The sequence below is a fragment of the Agromyces sp. NPDC055520 genome (assembly GCF_053619715.1).
In genome coordinates this window covers 1-17,071 of record NZ_JBSHJY010000001.1, presented here as the reverse complement: position 1 = coordinate 17,071, position 17,071 = coordinate 1, and the positions used below count along the sequence as shown (strand labels likewise).

Below are 17,071 nucleotides of genomic sequence, written 5' to 3'. Positions count from 1 at the left end.
GATTCCGTCGAAGCGTGCGCGTGAAGCGCGCCCGCGAAGCGAGCCCATCGAAGCGCCGGCTCAGTCGCCGAGGTTCTTGCGACTCGCCATGGCGCGATCGGCCTCGCGCTTGTCTTGGCGCTCGCGCAGCGCGTGTCGCTTGTCGTACTCGCGCTTGCCCTTCGCGATCGCGATCTCGACCTTCGCCCGCCCGCCCGAGAAGTAGATCCGCAGCGGCACGAGGGTGTAGCCGCCCTGGCTCGTGCGGTGGCTGATCTTCACGATCTCGTGCTTGTGCAGCAGCAGCTTGCGCTTGCGCCGCGGCGCGTGGTTGTTCCAGGTGCCCTCGGTGTACTCGGGGATGTGCACGGCGTCGAGCCACATCTCGCCGCCCTCGATGAAGGCGTACCCGTCGACGAGCGACGCCCGCCCCTCGCGCAGCGACTTCACCTCGGTGCCCGTGAGCACCAGACCCGCCTCGTAGGTGTCCTCGATCGTGTAGTCGTGGCGCGCCTTGCGGTTGGTCGCCACGACCTTCTGACCGGTCTCCCTGGGCACGAGCGGCTCCTTCGCTTCGAAGAGTGGATGCCCCGGGGCATCCGGAGCAGCCGTTCAGTCTAGCTGATCGCGGCGGCCCGTCGACAAGTCGGCGGCGTCGCTAGACCTTCAGATACCTCGTGATCGCGATGCCGGCCGAAACCGCCGCGAGCACGACGCCCACGAGTATCAGGAGCGGCACGACGAGCAGCGCGTCCGACAGGTCGACGAAGGTGAACGAGAGGTTGTCGGCGAGATATCCCTGCACGAAGAACACCACGATCGCCACGACCGCCCCGCCGGCGAGCAGCGAGCCGATGAGCCCGGCGAACACCCCCTCGAGCACGAACGGCGTCTGGATGAAGCGGTTCGAGGCTCCCACGAGTCGCATGATGCCGAGCTCGCGCCGCCGCGAGAACGCCGAGAGCCTGATCGTGGTCGCGATGAGCAGCGCCGCCGCCACGAGCATGATCGCCGCGACCGCGATGGCCGTGTAGCTCGCGGCATTCAGCACGTCGAAGATCTGATCGAGGTAGCGCCGCTGGTCGACCACCCCCTCGACGCCCGCCATGCCGGCGAAGGCCTCGACGAGCACGGCTGCCTGCGACGGGTCGACGAGGTTGACCCAGAAGGTCTCGTTCAGCACCTCGGGCGTCACGTAGTCGGCCGCCGGGGTGCCCTTGAACTGCTCTTGGAAGTTCTTGAACGCCTGCTCGTGGTCTTCGAAGTAGAACTCGTCGATGTACTTCGAGAGCGTGTCCGACGAGAGCTGGTCTTCGATCGCGGCCTTCTGCTCTTCGGTTGCCTCGCCGTCGGTGCAGCCCGCCGTCGTCGAGACGCCCGTGCAGAGGTACACGGCGACCTGCGCACGGTCGTACCAGTAGTTCTTCATCTGCCCGATCTGCAGCTGCAGCAGGGCGGCGGTGCCGACGAAGGTCAGCGAGATGAACGTGACGAGCACGACCGAGACCACCATCGAGGCGTTGCGGCGCAGGCCGTTCGCCGCCTCTGAGAGCACGAGACCGATCCTCATTTCGTCGGCCCCACTTCTTGGTCGTCGTCGCCTTCCCGAGGGCCTCCCGGAGCTCGGAGCCCCAGCCGCTCGGCGAGCGTCAGATGTTCGGATGCCGCGGCGCCCGGGCCCGACTTGGGCTTCAGCTTCTCGGGGTCGACCTGAATCGTACCGGTCGCGGCGGCCGTGATCTCGGCGGCGGCGTCGGTCACCTCGTCGGTCGCCTCGGGCTCGACGTAGAGCGGCTCGGCGTCGCGCATGACCTCTTGCGTGACCTTGGGCGCGGCCACGGCGATCGACGGGGCCGCAGGCTCGCCGGTCTCGCCGGTCGTTCCCGGCCCGCCGTTCTTCGGGGGCTTGGCGGCCTTGGCGGTCGCGGCCGTCTTGGCTGCAGCGGCCGTCTTGGCGGCCGCGCCGGTCTTGGCGGCCGCGCCGCGCTTGCCGGGTCGAGCGGGCGGCTCGGGCGCCGCGGCATCCGGCTCGCTGGCATATTCGACGTCGCGCACGGTGTGCCCGTCGTAACCGGCGCTGCGCTCGTCGCGCACGATGTCGCCGGCCGAGAGCTCGATGACCCGGCGGCGCATCTGGTCGACGATGCCGGCCTCGTGGGTGGCCATGACGACCGTCGTGCCGCTCGCGTTGATGCGCTCGAGCAGGGTCATGATGCCCGCGCTCGTCACGGGGTCGAGGTTGCCGGTCGGCTCGTCGGCGAGCAGGATCTGCGGCTTGTTGACGATCGCGCGCGCGATCGCGACGCGCTGCTGCTCACCGCCCGAGAGCTCGTGCGGCATGCGCTTGCCCTTGCCGTCGAGTCCGACGAGCTTCAGCGTCTCGGGCACGGCCGACTGCACGTAGCCGCGCGACTTGCCGATCACGCGCAGCGTGAAGGCGACGTTCTCGTACACCGACTTGTTCGGCAGCAGCCGGAAGTCCTGGAAGACGACGCCGAGGTCGCGGCGGAAGTACGGCACCTTGCGGCTCGAGATCGAGCCGAGGTCTTGGCCGAGCACGTGGATCGCGCCTTTCGAGGGCTTCTCCTCTTTGAGGATGAGCCGGAGGAAGCTCGATTTGCCAGAGCCGGACGCCCCGACGAGGAAGACGAACTCCCCGCGGAGGATCTCGACCCCGATGTCGTTCAGGGCGGGCCTCGCCTGGCCGGAGTAGGTCTTGGTGACGGAGTCGAAGCGGATCATCGAATCGAGCCTAAGCAGGGGGCGGGCAAAAGTGGGCAGCCACACCGGAAATCCCGGTCGCTGAGCATCTGATCGGGACGACCGGCTCTCGCCGCCGTCGTCGAATCAGTCGTCGGCGGGGCGCTTGCGCCACTTGATGCCGGCGGCGATGAGGCCGTCGAGGTCGCCGTCGAACACGCTCGCCGGGTTGCCGACCTCGTAGCCCGTGCGCAGATCTTTCACGAGCTGCTGGCCGTAGAGGAAGTACGAGCGCATCTGGTCGCCCCAGCTGGCGGTGATGGTGCCGGCGAGCTCTTTCTTCTTCGCCGCCTCTTCTTCGCGCTTCAGCAGCAGCAACCGGGTCTGCAGCACGCGCATGGCGGCCGCCCGGTTCTGGATCTGCGACTTCTCGTTCTGCATCGAGACGACGAGGCCGGTCGGAATGTGCGTCAGGCGCACGGCCGAGTCGGTCGTGTTGACCGACTGGCCGCCCGGGCCCGATGAACGGAAGACGTCGACTCGGATGTCGTTCTCGGGGATCTCGACCTCGACCGCCTCCTCCATCACGGGGATGACCTCGACCGCGGCGAAGCTCGTCTGGCGCTTGTCGGCCGAGCCGAACGGGCTGATGCGCGCGAGCCGGTGCGTGCCGGCCTCGACCGACAGCGTGCCGTACGCGTAGGGCACATCGATCTCGAACGTCGCCGACTTGATGCCGGCGCCCTCGGCGTACGAGGTGTCCATGACCTTGACGGGGTACTTGTGGCGCTCGGCCCAGCGCAGGTACATGCGCATGAGCATCTCGGCGAAGTCGGTCGCGTCGTCGCCGCCTGCGCCCGAGCGGATCGTGACGACCGCACCGCGCGAGTCGTACTCGCCGTCGAGCAGGGTCTGCACCTCGAGCTGGCCGACGACCTCGACGAGTGCCGCGAGCTCTTGGCGGGCCTCGGCCGCGCTGTCTTCGTCGTCCATTTCGAGGGCTAGCTCGACGAGCACGTCGAGGTCGTCGAGGCGCCGCTCGACGTCGACGACGCGCTTCAGCTCGGTTTGCCGGTGGCTGAGCGCGCTCGTGACCTTCTGCGCCTCGGCCGGGTCGTCCCAGAGGTCGGGCCGGCCCGCCTCTTCCGAGAGCCGCGCGATGTCGGCTTCGAGCGCGTCGACATCGACGACGGCTCGGATGTCGTTGAAGGTGGATCGCAACGCGGCGATCTCTTGCGTGAGGTCAAGGTCCAACATGGCGTCCTCAGCCTACGCGAGTCGACTCCCCGCGTGGTGCACCGTCGGCGCGCCCGCCGGCACTGCCTGCGCGGGTGTAGCGTCGAGGCGATGACCGATTCCACGCCCAGATTCTCGTGGCGTTCGATCATCCTGCCGGTCTACCTGCCGACGCTCGTGTTCTCGCTCGGCGAGGGCGCGATGATTCCGATCGTGCCGCTCGTGGCGACCGAACGCGGCGCCTCGCTCGCTCTCGCGGGCCTCATCGCGGCGATGCTCATGGTCGGCGAGCTCGCGGGCGACCTGCCCGCCGGGTGGCTCGTCGCCCGCATCGGCGAGCGCAACGCGATGATCGGGGCCGCGATGCTCGCCGTCATCGGCGTGCTGATCGCCCTCGTCTCCCCCACGCTGCCGGCGCTCGGCATCGGCGTGTTCCTGCTCGGGCTCGCGACGGCCGTGTTCGGCCTCGCCCGGCACGCCTTCCTCACGAGCTACGTGCCCGTGCGCACACGTGCACGTGCTCTCTCGACGCTCGGCGGCGTGTTCCGCGCCGGCTGGGCCGTGGGCCCGTTCGTCGCCGCCGCGATCATCGCGGCGACGGGGTCGAGCGAGGCCGTCTTCTGGGTGCTCGTCGCGGCGTGCTTCGCCGTGGTCGGCGTGCTCGTGCTGCTGCCAGACCCCGAGCGCGTGTTCGGTGCGGTGCGGCTCGCGCGCGAGACATCCGCCGATCAGATCGCACTGGCGACGGATGCCTCGGCCGCGCCGCTCACCGCAGAGGCCGGGCCGACCGCGGGGCAGCGCGAAGCGGCGGCCGAATCGTCGCCGAGCGTGTTCCGGGCGATCCGCGAGAACGGCGGGGTGCTCGCCCGCATCGGCACGGGCATCGGGCTGCTCTCGGCGGTGCGCGTGAGCCGCACCGTGGTGCTGCCACTGTGGTCGGTGTCGATCGGCATGCCGGCCGAGCAGGCGGCACTCGTGATCGGCGTCTCGGGCGCGATCGACTTCGCCCTGTTCTATGCGAGCGGCCAGATCATGGACAGGTTCGGTCGGCTGTGGAGCGCCATCCCCGGCCTCCTCGGCATGGCCGCGGGGCACATCGCGCTCGCGTTCACGCACGATCTGCCGTCGAACGCGGTCTGGTTCACCGTGATCGCCGCGTGGCTCGGGCTCGCCAACGGCGTCACGAGCGGCATCATCATGACGCTCGGGGCCGACCTCGCGCCGAAGCAGAATCCGGCGCCGTTCCTCGGCGCGTTCCGCATGATCGGCGACGCCGGCGGGGCCGGTGCGCCGCTCATGATCGCGGCGGTGACCTCGATCGCGTCGATCATGGCGGCGAACGTCGTGGTCGGCGTGCTCGGGCTCGCCGGCGCCGCGGTGCTGTGGCGCTGGATTCCCCGCTACGTGCCGCACCGGCGGCGCTGAGCCGGGGCTGAGTCGGATTGGTCGTCGGGGCCCGGCGGTCGCCGGCCGGGTCTTGCGGTCAGCCGGCCGTCGTGTTGAGCGAGAGCACGACGAGGATGAGCTGGAAGACGAGCACGAATCCGCCGACGATGACGGCGGCGATCCACAGCCGGCCCGCCACGAGCGTCGGGTCGTTGCGCACCTCGCGTCGGGCGCGCAGCCCGAGCACCACCGCGAGCGCCGACAGCGGCAGCGAGGCGATCGCCGGGGTCGCGAGCGCCGCCAGGGCGACCGCGACCGCGATGATCGCGATCCACGCGTAGCGGCGGCCGTCGGTGCGGCCCGTGGTACTGCCGCCGCGCCCCGCACTGCCGCTCATCGCCCGTTGACCTTCTCGATCTGCATCACGAGGATGACTCGATCGGACTTGTCGGCGGGCGCCTGCTGCTCGGCGTTGCCGTAGCGCCGCCCGAGCCGCACGTACATCTCGCCCTCGGGGTCGGGCAGCACTTCAGCGAGGCGGCCTCGCACCTCGACGTACCTGAGCGGGTTCTCGGGGTCGAGCACCTCGAGCGTCATGCGCGGGTTCGCCTGGAGGTTGCGGAACTTCGCGCGCTTCGAGGTGTGCGTGAAGCGGATCGTCTGCGTCTCCCCGTCGAACTCGAACCACATGGGGTTCACCTGCACCTCGCCGTTCGGGCGCACGGTGCCGAGGTGCGCGAACACGGGCGAAGCGAGGATGCGGGCGAAGTGATCGGAGATCGTGACGGTCATGCCTCCAGTCAATCGCACCCGGTCGAGTCGGTCGAACGCGAAGCCGGGTTCTCGGATCAGTGGAACACCGAGCGCGCCGTCGCGGTCACCTCGATCGGAATCGACAGCGGCAGCAACTCGGTGTGGATGGGCGCGTACCAGACGGCCCGCATGGTGACGATGGCGCTCTGGCCGTCGACGGATGTCGCACGCACGAGTTCGACGTCGTGCAACTCGTGCACTGCATCGGCGAGATACGCGCTGGCCGACCGGTCGACCCCGGCCGCGTCGAGCTCGAGCGAGAGGCGCTCGCCGTCGATGGCGACGGTGTCGAAGTTCCACGCCTCCGCCGCGGCGAGCGCGGCGCCGTCGGCGAGGGTGAAGAGGCGTTTGCGTTCGAGGTACAGCGACGTCGCCGACACCACGACGAGCACGAGGGTGAGCCCGAGCACGCAGTAGAAGATCGCGAGCAGCATGGTCGAACCCTGTTCGTCGCGGCCGAGGCGCGCGCGGTGCATCACGGCGCGCCCCCGGTGCCGTCGCGGTCGGCGGCGAACCTCGACACGGTCTGCGTGGCACTCGCTTCGAGCGGCACGCTCGCCGCCTGATGCAGGGCGAGCACGTCGGGCACGAGCGGCAGCATCACGCTCGCCGTGACCGAGACCCGCACCCGCTCTCCCGAGGCGAGGCAGTCGCCCGACGGCTGGCACGACACGGTCACGGATGCCGCGTCGGCATCGACCCCGTAGTCATCGAGGGTGATGCGCACGGCACGCTGCACCGCGGCATCCGCAGCCCCTGCATCGACGGCCTGCACGGCGACCCTCGCGGCCTGTCGGGCTGCGCCTTCCACGGCGAGCGCCCCACCCTGGATCGCCGACGTCGCGAGTACGAGGTAGACGAGCGGCACGAGCAGGATCATCCCGACCGTGAGGAACTCGAGCGACGCCGAACCGTCGTCAGTCGAGAGTCTCGAGCGCAGCATGCCCGGTCACCTCCAGCGCACGATCGACGCCCAGCAGCCCCACGACGGGAAGCGGAGCGCGCACGGTCACCGACACCATGGTGACGCCGCCGACGGTGCTCGTGCCCGCCTCGACGTCGTTCGCGTAGTCGCTCGAGATCGCCGCGCCGATGAGTTCACGAGTGCGCGCGGCCCCGGCACCCTCGCTGGATCCGACGAGCGCGGCGTATCGTGCGCCTTCGGCGGCGGCGTCGAGCACCGTATTGCGCACGTGGAGCGCGAGGGCGAGCTGAATGACCGCGAGCGCCAGCACCGTCAGCAGGATGCCGACGAGCGTGAACTCGGCGACGGCCGAGCCCCGCTCGTCGCGCACGAGCGCGCGCAGCAGGCGCAACCGCGACGTCGCCGACGCGGTCAGACCCCGAGCACCCGGCTGATCGCCTGGTCGAACACGCCCGAGAGCGCGGGGCCCGCGAGGCCCCAGATGACGATCACGAGTCCGGCGGTCATGAGCGTGATCAGCACCCAGCCGGGCACGTCGCCGCGTTCGTCGGCCAACCGCCGCGTGATCAGCTTGCGCATGTGATTCCCTTTCGTCGGAGCACGGTGCCGTGCATTCGGTTCGGCGACGCGACATCAGAAGCCCGCCTGGAGCACGAGGTATCCCGGAAACAATGCGAAGGCGATCGTCACCGGAAGAATCAGGAAGATGAGGGGCAAGGGCATGGCGCTAAGGTACCTTTATGGATTGCGTCATCTACACGCGCATCAGCCTCGACCGCACGGGTGAGGCGTTGGGCGTTGCCCGCCAAGAGAAGGAGTGCCGTGTGCTGGCCGAGCGCTTGGGCCTGACAGTTGTGCACACCTACACCGACAATGACATCAGTGCGACCACCGGCAAGCTGCGTCCCGGCTTTGAGGCCATGCTGAGCGCCCAGCCCACGGCCATCGTCGCGTGGCATCAGGACCGGCTGCTGCGACTGACCCGTGACCTAGAACGGGTGATCGCGCTCAACGTGCCGGTCTACACCGTGACTGCTGGCACCCTGGACCTGACCACACCGGCAGGGCGCGCCGTGGCGCGCACCGTGGCCGCGTGGAGCCAGTACGAGGGCGAGCAGAAGGCCACACGTCAGGTCGCCGCCAACGTGCAGCGGGCTGCCAATGGAGTCCACTCGGGGCGCGTGGGCTACGGCTATAGGCGCGAGGGTGCTGCCGTCGTACTGGACCCGGATGAGGCCGCGACCATCCGGGGCGCAGTGCAGCGTGTGCTCGATGGTGAGTCGCTGCGGGCGATCTGCAAGGACTTGGACGCTCAGCAGACACCGACCCCAGGGCGGGGCGCGCGCTGGAACTCGACCACGCTGAAGCAGTTGTTGCTACGGCCTAGCTTGGCCGGGTTGACTGTCCACAGGGGCCAGGTCGTAGGTCGCGCCCCTGCCGACTCCCCTCGCGTCATCGACGAGGACACTCACGAACGGATCAAGGCCGTGCTGACTGACCCTGTGCGCCGCACTGCACCGGCAGGCCGCGCGCCCAAGTACCTGCTCGGGGGCATCGCCAGGTGTGGCCGGTGCGGTGGCGTGATGGTGCGAGCCGTGGGCCGCATGACACGCCAAGCCAACGGCAACACGAAGCGTCAGCCGCCGAGCTACGTGTGCAGTGAGTGCTACCGTGTGCGGCGCAAGCAAGACCTTGTGGACACGCTGGTAGAGGGCATCGTGGTCGGCCGGTTGCAGATGCCTGACGCCGCGCAGTTGTTTAGCCAGGGCGACCCTGCCGCACTGCAACAGGCACGTGACACGATCGACGCACTGGATGCCCGCCTGGCCAACGCTGCCGACATGTTCGCCACGGGTGACATTGACGCGGCGCAGTTGACACGCATCACCGGGCGGCTGCGGGCCGACCGCGCCAAGACTGCTGCTGCGATCGACGCTGCGCTGCCTGCTGCTGTGCCTGCCGAGTTGGTGAGCGGCGCTGCTGCCGATACCTGGGCGGGCCTCAACATAGACAGCAAGCGCGCGATCTTGTCGTCGCTGGTCACCGTAACGATCCTGCCGAGTGGCAGCGGCAAGTCGTTCGACCCGGACACGGTGCAGGTCCGCTGGAAGAGCTAGGTCAGTCCTACAAGAGACCCCTTAAAGCCGCTCGCTTTGGGTCCTCACGGTCCGACGACAAGCCTTTCAAGTCGCAGCCTTCATCGCGGCGGCGAGATCTTCGTCGGCGGCATTGCATCGTTCTCGGTGGGCGCGGAGCGTCGCGCCGGAAGCGACCCGGTACTCGTCGAATGCCTTTTGCAACTCCGGGTCAGGGTATTGGAAAGCTGCCTCCGCCGCCTTCAATGCGGCAGTAGCGGCGTCAGAGTCAGCCTTCCACGCGAGCCAGGATGCGTGAATCGCCGCACTGTGCGCGGCTTTCGCCTCGGCGTGCGCATTCTGTTCTGCGTCGGTCATCAGATTCCTTCCATTCGGCCTAGCCTGCCGGAAGACCCGAGCCCAATCAATGCGAAACACTGTCCGCCCCCTCCCTAGGCTGAGACCCATGCTGCACACTCCTCTGCACCGAGCTCTCGGCGAGCGCCCAGGCCCCCTAACGGATCAGATGATCGACGACGCGGTCGCCCAGCGCATCACGGAGGACGACGGTCTCGACTGGAAGAAATTGCTCCCGCCAGAGAAGGAGTTTCGCAACTCGGGCATCGTTTCAGACATCGCGGCGTTCGCCAATGCCGGTGGTGGGATCATCGTCTTCGGCGTGAGCGAGACGAACAAGGCCGCAGACGGACGGCACGACGCGGGCGAGCTCACCGAAAGCTACGAACGCACCATCCGACAGGTGAGTATGGCCGCGATTACTCCCCCGGTCTTCGGCGTCCAAGCCATTGAAATCCCCTCCACGACTGCGAAGCGGGCGGTCGCGCTCGTGATCCCGGCAAGCCCGGATGGTCCGCACCTGGTGTATCGAAACGACCAGTTCGGTGCACCGCTGCGTACGGGGGCCGACACCTTGTGGATGAAGGAACGCCAACTGGAAGCCGCGTACCGATCACGCTTCGACGGCGAGCGTCGCGGCGAACAAGCGCTGCAAGAGATCTACGACGACCTGGCAGCCGCGCCTGGCACGAATGACCGCGCCGTGCTCGTCGGCGCCGCGCGGCCCCGCAGCCGGCGACCGCGCTCCGAGCGTCTCGAAAGCGTTGCAGGCACCGTCAGTCATGCCCAACTGGTCACCCGCTGGTGGCTCGGCGGGCTTCAGTACAGTCCGCTCGAAGACGTTGAGATGTATCGCGCCCGCCCTGCGCTCGGCGGTCAGTACCTGCCACCAAAGGATCCTGGCGACTACCGCGAAGCGCACGGAGTCATCCTCGATGACGGTTCGATCGGGCTGGCGTGGCGCGCGGGTGGGCATGAGCGCGACAAGTCCGGGCGGAACTACGACCTCCACCAGATACCCACGCAGGCGGTCGACGCGTTCGCGGCCGCGCTCGTCGCGCTAGTCCATGCCGTGGCCAGCGAGCACCCCTCGGGTGACTACGACATCATCCTGGGCGTTGAGGCTGCCATGCCGACCGAGTTTCACGAGCGCAACGCTGCCCCCCCGTCCGGGGTGCATCGGTCATTCAACGGCGGCTTCCGCCCCGTGCGGGCAACTGTGGACCCGTCCGTCACTGATGCGCAGTTCATCCGAGCGGCCATTGATCTTGCGACCTCGGCTCTCAATCAGGTCGGGGTCAAGAAGCCCACCAACCTCGACATGATGCTCTCCCCACGTCCGCGCGAGTGGTCCCGGTAAGACAGGCACGTTGCCCGAAGGGCCCCCTTCAGGCATGAAGGATCCTCGTGTCGAAGGCGGCGAGCGCCTGCGGCCCGAAGTCATCAAGCCATCAAAACGCCGACGATTGCCGCGTATTCGGGCTCAATTCCTCCAACGACGCATCGCGGTCTAGGTTGGATGCGATCCTTCTAGATCTGTGCGACGCATGCCGCAGTTGGAATGACAGCGGCGCCGTCGCCACAGGTCAGGCTGACTTACGACTAGATAGGGACGGCGACGTGGCGAAACTCCGGCACAATACAACTCTCGTGAGCGAGAAGTGAGCGTTTGGGACGCGCTCGCTGAGGCGAGGACCGTTCGAGATGAGATCGCTCGACTCGGGATTGATTTGTACAACGAGGCCGCAACAGCGGACTCCCGCTACTTCTACACGCCGGACCATCTCGAAGTGCTTCTGAAGGAAGAACTGGTCGGGCGGGTAGACCTCGCCGGGCTGCCTGTGCGGACCCGCGCGAAAGTTGCTAAGACGCTCGTTTGCGAGGCACTCGGCTACGACGTGCCGTCGTCATTCAAGAAGGTAAACGGAGGTCCGCGGCTTCCTCACCCGGCGGTGGACGTCTACGCGCAGCAGGCAAGCAACCTGCAGATCTGGAACGACGAGGTCGACGCCGAGCGACGGTATGTCATCCTGATCCTCGATGAGTACGAGATCCGCGACGTGCGAGTCGTGGCCGGAGCGGACCTAGCGCAATTCGATAGAACGGGCAAGCTGACCACGAAGTTCCAGGCCTCACGAATCGACGTAACCTCCGGGTCGAAGCTCGTATCCGCGCTCGACACCGACAACTTCATCGAGAGGTTGAGTCCAGGAACCCGCTCGATCACGAACTCCCCGGTCGCTCAGCCTGAACCGGGTGGAGTCTTATCGGTCGGGGAGGTCTACGAGCGCCTCAGACCCATGGTCGGAAGGACGTACGACGATCCCGGTATCGTCCAGGAGCGCAACCGCGGCACCGTCATCCACCGTGAGGCCTGCGAACGGCTCGGGACGAGCGGCTTCGCTGACAATGGCCAGTTCCCTGACATCCTCTCCCAGTTGGTCGAGGTCAAGCTCCAGCTCGCTCGCACCGTTGATCTAGGCCTCGAGCTCCCAGGCTCGTACACGCCGCTCGCCTCCGCCAATGGAGTGCTCGACGTGCGCGACGTCCGCTACGCAATCTTCTACGCGACCCGCGCTGGAAGCAGGTTCACGGTCGATAGCCTTGTATTGACCACCGGCGCGGATTTCTTCAAGGAGTACCGGCAGTTTGGGGGTCTAACCTCGAACAGCAAGCTGCAGTTGAGACTCCCGAACGCTTGGTTCGAAGTCTAGAAGAGGGTCGTCGCGGAAGATTCGCGCTGGGGCTCTGCCAGCGCAGACGCCGCAAACGCGGCCTCCACTTCGACGTCGAGCCTCTCGGCGGAGTCTTCGTCGAACACGTCGGACGCCACGAGGGCGCGGGCGTGCAGGATGACCTGTCTCGCCTCGGGGGTAGTGGGGGCAGGCAGGGGCAGGCGATTCACGTACTGCGTGATCCAGCGGCGCTTGCCCGAATAGAGCTTGTTGCCGCAAACCTCGTCGTAGAATCGCACGCCGATTGCTGAGTTTGCGACAGCGAGCATAAGAAAGGCGACGTCTTCATCCGCGATGTCGTCTAGGGAGATCCAGTAGCAGTTGCCGTTCACCACCGATCCGGTCGTGTCGAGCGCGAATCGGGGCTTCTCGCTGATGTCGGGGAACACAATCTTCGGAGAGGCCCACAGCGACGGGCGCTGGGGGACCCAGATCTCCCACCACTCACGACCGCCCTCGATGACGTACTTCCGGCCGCGTAGCTGCTCCTCATGGCTCAGCAGGTACCGCTTGGCTCCTGGCCATTCGTCGATGTTGAGCGGTCGACGCTTCTCCGAGCCCAGGTTGTAGGGGTACAGCACTTTCATCCCGAGCTTCGGGTCGATGCTCCAGGGAGTGACGTTGCTTTGCGTGATCAGGGGGAGCAGCAGGACGTCCTCTACCTCGGGTGCAGTGCGATCCCAAGCTTCCCCGAGAAAGACCTTGTCCGCGGTCGTCTTGATGCCCACGCGGATCTTAGCGACGTCGCCGAAGGTCTTCCACGTGCCCGTCTTGACCGATTCGAGCCACTCGTCGGACGCGGGGTTAGAGAGCCGCCACGGGGTTTTCGCGTCGCTCGGGGCGGTGAACGTGCCGACCTTGACCTCGTAATTCTTGCCCCCCCGCCTCGCGCTGCTGGTCGCGGAGCCGCTGAGGGCGTCGAAGAGTGGTTGCGCATTCGTAGTGACGCCGACCGACACTTCATAGGCGCTCACGAACTTAGTTGGCTCGCCAGTAGGCTCGTGTCGGCTCGCGATGATGATTGCTGGCAGCACGGCCGCTCCGAAGAGCTTCGTGTCTCCGAGGTCGTAGATCTCCGTTGGCCTCATCGACCGCATGAGAACCGTCCGAACGTTGGCACCTGCTTTCGTGGACAGGAAACGGTTCGAACACAAGAGTGCAAGTACACCGCTTGGGGAGAGCACGCGCGGCGCAATCGCCACGAAGGGGTGCGTTAAGTCGATGCGGCCCTCGAGCCCGAACCGATCCGCTAACAACTGCGCTGTCGCAGCGCCGAGGTGTTGGGTGCGCACGTAGGGAGGATTCGTGATGATTGCGTCAAAGTGTCCGGCCGGGATGACCTCGGATGCAACCAGGAAGTCGGCACACTCGAACACGACTGACAAGCCCATGCCAGCAGCGCGAGACCTTGCCACGCTGATGGCATCGGCATCCAGGTCAAACCCGACGAGTTCGAGGGAGAACGTCTTCCCGAGCCGCGCCGCTACTCGCGAAACCGCCAACAACAGTTCGCCGTCTCCGCACGCAGGGTCAAGAACGCGAATGTGATCAAGGTCATCCAAGTTTTGGATAAGACGTTCGGCAAGGAAGTCCGCGAGGATCTCCGGTGTGTAGTGACGACCATGACGCTTTCGAAGATCCACCCCGGTCGAAGTCAATGCGGTCTCGTCATTGCTCATAGATTGGCCAATCGCTCGTTTCCTCAGTCCATCGCGGACCCTCGTAGACAGACAGGGAATCCAGCCTGACGGTTGCGCGGCCCCATCGACTGTTGACGTCGGCGCCGAGCGCCTGATTCTCAAGATGCTTCAATCGCTGATCCCGCCGCAAATTGAAGGTGGCGCGATTCAGCCGCCGAGTGTGCCCCGTCGGCGTGTCGAGCTCGCCTCTAATCGACTTCACCGCCCACGCGGTGCCGATCACGCCCTCGACGATAAAAATCACGACTCGAACGCGCTCCGCCCGCCATTGTTCCAGCCATACACTGATCGACGCTCCGCGGTCGATTGACGACGGCTGCGAGAGGGCGATGTCCGCCGCGGACTCTGCCCAGATGATTAGCGCGTCATTGAGGGCTTGGGGGTCGGTGCGCATCGCCTGTTCTCGCATCGTGAGGGTGAGCTCGATCCTATCGAAGCGATGTTGAAGAACTCCCGACCACCACGCGGCGGTCGCCGCAGTTCTCTCGGGTGAGGTCGATGGGGCTGAGGCGCCTCTGAACCTTTGCGACCGCGTTCGGGGACCATGGAGCACCTGTCGCGGTAGTGAGGCCTTCGGTGTTGAGCTGCGCAGCGGTGCCCGCGAGGGTGTGCGTCGCCCTCAATAGCAGCAGGCGGTCGCCCGTGCGCTGCGGCAGGGTGGACACTCGGCCCATATGCCTGCCCTGACGCTTGGCCGCTTGCATGGCTGCCGACGTGCGCTCGCCGATGACCTCGCGCTCCCACTCGGCTACCGACATCATCACGTTGGCCACGAGCTTGCCGGTCGGGGTGCTGGTGTCCACGCCTAGGTCGATAGCCACGACAGCCCACTTGCGCGCAGCGGCGAGCTTCAAGATGCCCGAGAAGTCGTGCACGCTGCGGCTCAGGCGGTCGAGCTTGGCCACCACGATGCCGTCAACATCACGGCGCTTGGGGATGACGCGCAGTCGGGCGAGCGCGGCCTGTAGCTGCGGGCGGTCGAGGGACTTGGCCGACAGCCCTTCGTCCACGTACCAGACCACGTCCCAGCCGTGCGCGTCGGCGTAGCGCTGGATGGTGTCGCGCTGCGCATCGAGGCCGAGTCCGCTGTTGGCTTGCTCCTCGGTGCTGACCCGCAGGTAGCCGATCATGGTGGTCATCGCTCGGACTCCGGCTTGACCGCGAGGCCGAGTTGCTTGGCGACGGCAGGCGTGAGGGTGCCGCACCAAGGGCACTCGCCGTTCAGGTCGAGATGGGCGTCGTGCGCTTCCCAGCCTCCGGGGCACTGGTCGGCTTTCATCGTGCGGCCTTCGTGGTGGCCTTGGCAGCAAGTGCTTTCGGTGCGGCCTTGGCCTTCGGGGCAGCCTTCGCCGGGGCTGCTTTGGCTGCGGGCTTGGCCGATGCAGTGGCAGCCTTCCGGCAACCGTCGCAGAAGTCAGCGCCGTGGGTGTAGTAGGCCGCCGACTGCGTCGCGGAGTTGACGATGGTCTTGTGGTCCTCACAGAACGTGATCCACTTGCCGCCCTCGGGGTCAGCCCCGAACTCTTCGGCGGTGGCGACGGTGAGCTTCTCCCCGGTAGCGCGGATGGTGCGAGTGAACATGATATGCCTCCTTGGCGTTCGAACGTGTGTTCGATTAGCTGAACTATGCCTGAAGGGGACCCTTCAGTGCAACATATGCTCAACATCGGAGCTTCACGCTTCACAATGTGCTGAATGCGCGCGGCTGGCGCTGGCCGGGTGCTCTGCTACGTATCCGTCTGCGAGCGCTTCTGAGATCCTGCCCTCGGACCTGACAGGCCCTCTCAGCCACCCACCTGCCAGAGGCCCCCCAGCGCGTGCCAGGGAGCCTCTGAGCGGGTGCAGCGCAGATCAGACGTTGGGTGCAGCGAACGTCATCTGGTTGGAGATGTTGAACGCAGGTCCGCTGGTGACGCCTTCCACATAGGCGAGCGCTGCTGCCGAGTCCGCCGCGTCCGGGTGCGCAGCCCGGTAGGCCTCGGCCACGTCGAGCCACACGTTGTTCCGGGCGCGGTTGCCGACCGCGTGGGCCAGGCTGTCGTCACCGTTGGCGATGGCGTCGTTGAGCACCTCCATCGCCTCCTGCTTGTCCATGATCTTGCGGGCGCGGTCGGCGGCGTCCCGGCGCAGCAGCACGCTGTTCGCGTCGGAGGGCTGGCTGCCGCGCAGCTCGCGCTCGACCTTGTCGCGCAGGTTCTTGACGTACGAGTCCTGGTCGGCCTTGATGCCGTCGAGCTTGCCCCTGGTGTCCTTGTCGAGGGCTTCCAGCTTCTGCTTCTTGGCGAGGTCGGACGTCATGCGGTCGTTGAGGATCGCCTGGCGGGCGGTGCGGTGCGCGTCCTTCACGGCGGCGGCGCTCTCCTTGTAGCTGTTCAGCGCCGAGGGCAGGCTCGACTCGACGGACGCTGCGGTTGACTTGCTCATGGTGTTTCCTTTCATGGTTACCGGGGAACCGCCCCGGAGTCGGTGGTTGATGAGGTAGCCCGCTTGCGCTTCGGGCTGCGGTCAGTCCCGGCCCAGAAGCCGGAGTCGACCTTGGTTGCCGTGGCGTATGCGCCGCAGAGGTCAGCGATGGGACAGCGCGCGCAGATTGATGAGCACTCCGCCCGTTGCTCGTCGGTCCGAGAATCGGCGGTGTACAGGTCCAGGCCGCTGCACGGCGGGGTGTAGTCCTGCAGCGCTTTGTTCAGCGGCACCCACGCAGCATCAGGCGTCATGAGCGTCCTCCTGGGCGCTGCCATGAATCGCCGTACAGCCGTGGAAGGTGAGTCATGCCTCTGGCGGGATGTCGTCTTGGGTTGATGACATTTGCCTTTCCCCTGCTGGCTGGTATGCGCCCCGCATTTATGCGCGGCACTGCCAACTCAGAGAGATTGGCGTGGGCTACGCAAAAACCCTGCGCATAACCCAAATCCCTCGTAATTACGCGGTTCTCGGTCTGCCGGCTGAAGGTTTTATGCGCCAAACCGGACCAAATCGGGGCGCGCATTACTTGTCCCCCCGGCGATAGCGAGCGGCCTTGTTGACGCCGTCCTGCACGACAATGTCCGCTTCGCGAAGCTGCGCGATGGGGTCTGCTGCACGGATAGGTGACAGGTTGTAGTCACGCAGCCAGTGCGGCTGGCGTGTTCATGATGACCTCGAATTCGACCGGGGTCAAACGGC

21 protein-coding genes are annotated in these 17,071 nt (G+C 66.7%); 4 read left to right on the top strand and 17 right to left on the bottom strand.

The features are described 5' to 3' along the window. Nucleotides 1-60: 60 nt before the first annotated feature. The 4 genes from smpB to prfB form a co-directional block, all read right to left on the bottom strand. Nucleotides 61-537: an SsrA-binding protein SmpB gene (gene smpB / locus ACWGST_RS00105; RefSeq protein ID WP_452044615.1), complete on the bottom strand. Its 477-nt coding sequence runs from the start codon at nt 535-537 to the stop codon at nt 61-63. Between the two features lie 100 nt (nt 538-637). Then, nucleotides 638-1,549 (bottom strand): permease-like cell division protein FtsX, encoded by a 912-nt coding sequence (gene ftsX / locus ACWGST_RS00100; protein ID WP_452044614.1) that lies wholly within the window; start codon nt 1,547-1,549, stop codon nt 638-640. After that, nucleotides 1,546-2,721 (bottom strand): cell division ATP-binding protein FtsE, encoded by a 1,176-nt coding sequence (ftsE, locus tag ACWGST_RS00095; RefSeq protein ID WP_452044613.1) that lies wholly within the window; start codon nt 2,719-2,721, stop codon nt 1,546-1,548. Before ftsE ends, ftsX begins: the two co-directional genes overlap by 4 nt. A 105-nt stretch (nt 2,722-2,826) precedes the next feature. Then, nucleotides 2,827-3,936: a peptide chain release factor 2 gene (gene prfB / locus ACWGST_RS00090; RefSeq protein WP_452044612.1), complete on the bottom strand. Its 1,110-nt coding sequence runs from the start codon at nt 3,934-3,936 to the stop codon at nt 2,827-2,829. A 90-nt stretch (nt 3,937-4,026) separates the two neighbouring features. Here prfB and ACWGST_RS00085 point away from each other — a divergent pair, with 90 nt between their 5' ends. Next, nucleotides 4,027-5,340, top strand: coding sequence for an MFS transporter (locus tag ACWGST_RS00085; RefSeq protein ID WP_452044611.1), 1,314 nt, complete (start codon nt 4,027-4,029; stop codon nt 5,338-5,340). 58 nt (nt 5,341-5,398) lie between these two features. On the opposite strand, the gene ACWGST_RS00080 is transcribed toward ACWGST_RS00085, so the two are convergent. From ACWGST_RS00080 to ACWGST_RS00055, 6 genes are read right to left on the bottom strand one after another with little or no spacing between them, the layout of a single operon-like run. Next, complete coding sequence (locus tag ACWGST_RS00080; protein WP_452044610.1) at nt 5,399-5,698, bottom strand: hypothetical protein; 300 nt, start codon at nt 5,696-5,698, stop codon at nt 5,399-5,401. Next, nucleotides 5,695-6,093, bottom strand: a complete 399-nt coding sequence (locus ACWGST_RS00075; RefSeq protein ID WP_452044609.1) for a PPOX class F420-dependent oxidoreductase — start codon at nt 6,091-6,093, stop codon at nt 5,695-5,697. Before ACWGST_RS00075 ends, ACWGST_RS00080 begins: the two co-directional genes overlap by 4 nt. A 56-nt stretch (nt 6,094-6,149) precedes the next feature. Then, nucleotides 6,150-6,548 carry a pilus assembly protein TadG-related protein gene (locus ACWGST_RS00070; protein WP_452044608.1) on the bottom strand — a complete coding sequence of 133 codons (399 nt, stop codon included), beginning with the start codon at nt 6,546-6,548 and terminating at the stop codon, nt 6,150-6,152. Between the two features lie 41 nt (nt 6,549-6,589). Then, nucleotides 6,590-7,057, bottom strand: a complete 468-nt coding sequence (locus tag ACWGST_RS00065) for a hypothetical protein (protein WP_452044607.1) — start codon at nt 7,055-7,057, stop codon at nt 6,590-6,592. Beyond that, nucleotides 7,032-7,430, bottom strand: a complete 399-nt coding sequence (locus tag ACWGST_RS00060) for a TadE/TadG family type IV pilus assembly protein (protein WP_452044606.1) — start codon at nt 7,428-7,430, stop codon at nt 7,032-7,034. Before ACWGST_RS00060 ends, ACWGST_RS00065 begins: the two co-directional genes overlap by 26 nt. A gap of 20 nt (nt 7,431-7,450) precedes the next feature. Beyond that, nucleotides 7,451-7,618 carry a hypothetical protein gene (locus ACWGST_RS00055; RefSeq protein WP_452044605.1) on the bottom strand — a complete coding sequence of 56 codons (168 nt, stop codon included), beginning with the start codon at nt 7,616-7,618 and terminating at the stop codon, nt 7,451-7,453. A 161-nt stretch (nt 7,619-7,779) separates the two neighbouring features. On the opposite strand from ACWGST_RS00055, the gene ACWGST_RS00050 reads away from it, so the two are divergent. After that, complete coding sequence (locus ACWGST_RS00050) at nt 7,780-9,156, top strand: recombinase family protein (RefSeq protein WP_452044604.1); 1,377 nt, start codon at nt 7,780-7,782, stop codon at nt 9,154-9,156. Nucleotides 9,157-9,222: 66 nt separating this feature from the next. Here the strand turns inward: ACWGST_RS00050 and ACWGST_RS00045 are convergent, their stop codons facing one another. Continuing rightward, on the bottom strand, nt 9,223-9,492 hold the full coding sequence (locus tag ACWGST_RS00045; RefSeq protein WP_452044603.1) for a hypothetical protein: 270 nt from the start codon (nt 9,490-9,492) through the stop codon (nt 9,223-9,225). A gap of 148 nt (nt 9,493-9,640) precedes the next feature. On the opposite strand from ACWGST_RS00045, the gene ACWGST_RS00040 reads away from it, so the two are divergent. Beyond that, nucleotides 9,641-10,831: an AlbA family DNA-binding domain-containing protein gene (locus ACWGST_RS00040; RefSeq protein ID WP_452044602.1), complete on the top strand. Its 1,191-nt coding sequence runs from the start codon at nt 9,641-9,643 to the stop codon at nt 10,829-10,831. 301 nt (nt 10,832-11,132) lie between these two features. Next, a complete protein-coding gene (locus ACWGST_RS00035) occupies nt 11,133-12,185 on the top strand; it encodes a hypothetical protein (RefSeq protein WP_452044601.1) in 1,053 nt (350 codons plus the stop codon). Here the strand turns inward: ACWGST_RS00035 and ACWGST_RS00030 are convergent. The 6 genes from ACWGST_RS00030 to ACWGST_RS00005 form a co-directional block, all read right to left on the bottom strand. Next, nucleotides 12,182-13,885: an Eco57I restriction-modification methylase domain-containing protein gene (locus ACWGST_RS00030; RefSeq protein WP_452044600.1), complete on the bottom strand. Its 1,704-nt coding sequence runs from the start codon at nt 13,883-13,885 to the stop codon at nt 12,182-12,184. The two genes, ACWGST_RS00035 and ACWGST_RS00030, sit on opposite strands and share 4 nt — an antisense overlap. Next, entirely contained in the window at nt 13,875-14,300 is a 426-nt protein-coding gene (locus ACWGST_RS00025; RefSeq protein ID WP_452044599.1) for a hypothetical protein, read from the bottom strand. Before ACWGST_RS00025 ends, ACWGST_RS00030 begins: the two co-directional genes overlap by 11 nt. Nucleotides 14,301-14,334: 34 nt before the next feature. Further along, entirely contained in the window at nt 14,335-15,045 is a 711-nt protein-coding gene (locus ACWGST_RS00020) for a recombinase family protein (protein WP_452044598.1), read from the bottom strand. Between the two features lie 136 nt (nt 15,046-15,181). After that, nucleotides 15,182-15,487, bottom strand: coding sequence for a hypothetical protein (locus tag ACWGST_RS00015; protein WP_452044597.1), 306 nt, complete (start codon nt 15,485-15,487; stop codon nt 15,182-15,184). Nucleotides 15,488-15,757: 270 nt separating this feature from the next. Beyond that, nucleotides 15,758-16,330, bottom strand: a complete 573-nt coding sequence (locus tag ACWGST_RS00010; RefSeq protein ID WP_452044596.1) for a hypothetical protein — start codon at nt 16,328-16,330, stop codon at nt 15,758-15,760. Between the two features lie 17 nt (nt 16,331-16,347). Continuing rightward, nucleotides 16,348-16,623, bottom strand: coding sequence for a WhiB family transcriptional regulator (locus tag ACWGST_RS00005; RefSeq protein WP_452044595.1), 276 nt, complete (start codon nt 16,621-16,623; stop codon nt 16,348-16,350). Between the last annotated feature and the right edge of the window lie 448 nt (nt 16,624-17,071).

Bases quoted from the DNA above. Each gene is read 5' to 3' on its own strand.
- ftsX (WP_452044614.1), bottom strand. From the start codon at position 1,549: ATGAGGATCGGTCTCGTGCTCTCAGAGGCGGCGAACGGCCTGCGCCGC.
- ftsE (WP_452044613.1), bottom strand. From the start codon at position 2,721: ATGATCCGCTTCGACTCCGTCACCAAGACCTACTCCGGCCAGGCGAGG.
- prfB (WP_452044612.1), bottom strand. From the start codon at position 3,936: ATGTTGGACCTTGACCTCACGCAAGAGATCGCCGCGTTGCGATCCACC.
- ACWGST_RS00085 (WP_452044611.1), top strand. From the start codon at position 4,027: ATGACCGATTCCACGCCCAGATTCTCGTGGCGTTCGATCATCCTGCCG.
- ACWGST_RS00080 (WP_452044610.1), bottom strand. From the start codon at position 5,698: ATGAGCGGCAGTGCGGGGCGCGGCGGCAGTACCACGGGCCGCACCGAC.
- ACWGST_RS00075 (WP_452044609.1), bottom strand. From the start codon at position 6,093: ATGACCGTCACGATCTCCGATCACTTCGCCCGCATCCTCGCTTCGCCC.
- ACWGST_RS00070 (WP_452044608.1), bottom strand. From the start codon at position 6,548: ATGCTGCTCGCGATCTTCTACTGCGTGCTCGGGCTCACCCTCGTGCTC.
- ACWGST_RS00065 (WP_452044607.1), bottom strand. From the start codon at position 7,057: ATGCTGCGCTCGAGACTCTCGACTGACGACGGTTCGGCGTCGCTCGAG.
- ACWGST_RS00055 (WP_452044605.1), bottom strand. From the start codon at position 7,618: ATGCGCAAGCTGATCACGCGGCGGTTGGCCGACGAACGCGGCGACGTG.
- ACWGST_RS00050 (WP_452044604.1), top strand. From the start codon at position 7,780: ATGGATTGCGTCATCTACACGCGCATCAGCCTCGACCGCACGGGTGAG.
- ACWGST_RS00045 (WP_452044603.1), bottom strand. From the start codon at position 9,492: ATGACCGACGCAGAACAGAATGCGCACGCCGAGGCGAAAGCCGCGCAC.
- ACWGST_RS00040 (WP_452044602.1), top strand. From the start codon at position 9,641: ATGATCGACGACGCGGTCGCCCAGCGCATCACGGAGGACGACGGTCTC.
- ACWGST_RS00030 (WP_452044600.1), bottom strand. From the start codon at position 13,885: ATGAGCAATGACGAGACCGCATTGACTTCGACCGGGGTGGATCTTCGA.
- ACWGST_RS00025 (WP_452044599.1), bottom strand. From the start codon at position 14,300: ATGCGCACCGACCCCCAAGCCCTCAATGACGCGCTAATCATCTGGGCA.
- ACWGST_RS00020 (WP_452044598.1), bottom strand. From the start codon at position 15,045: ATGACCACCATGATCGGCTACCTGCGGGTCAGCACCGAGGAGCAAGCC.
- ACWGST_RS00015 (WP_452044597.1), bottom strand. From the start codon at position 15,487: ATGTTCACTCGCACCATCCGCGCTACCGGGGAGAAGCTCACCGTCGCC.
- ACWGST_RS00010 (WP_452044596.1), bottom strand. From the start codon at position 16,330: ATGAGCAAGTCAACCGCAGCGTCCGTCGAGTCGAGCCTGCCCTCGGCG.
- ACWGST_RS00005 (WP_452044595.1), bottom strand. From the start codon at position 16,623: ATGACGCCTGATGCTGCGTGGGTGCCGCTGAACAAAGCGCTGCAGGAC.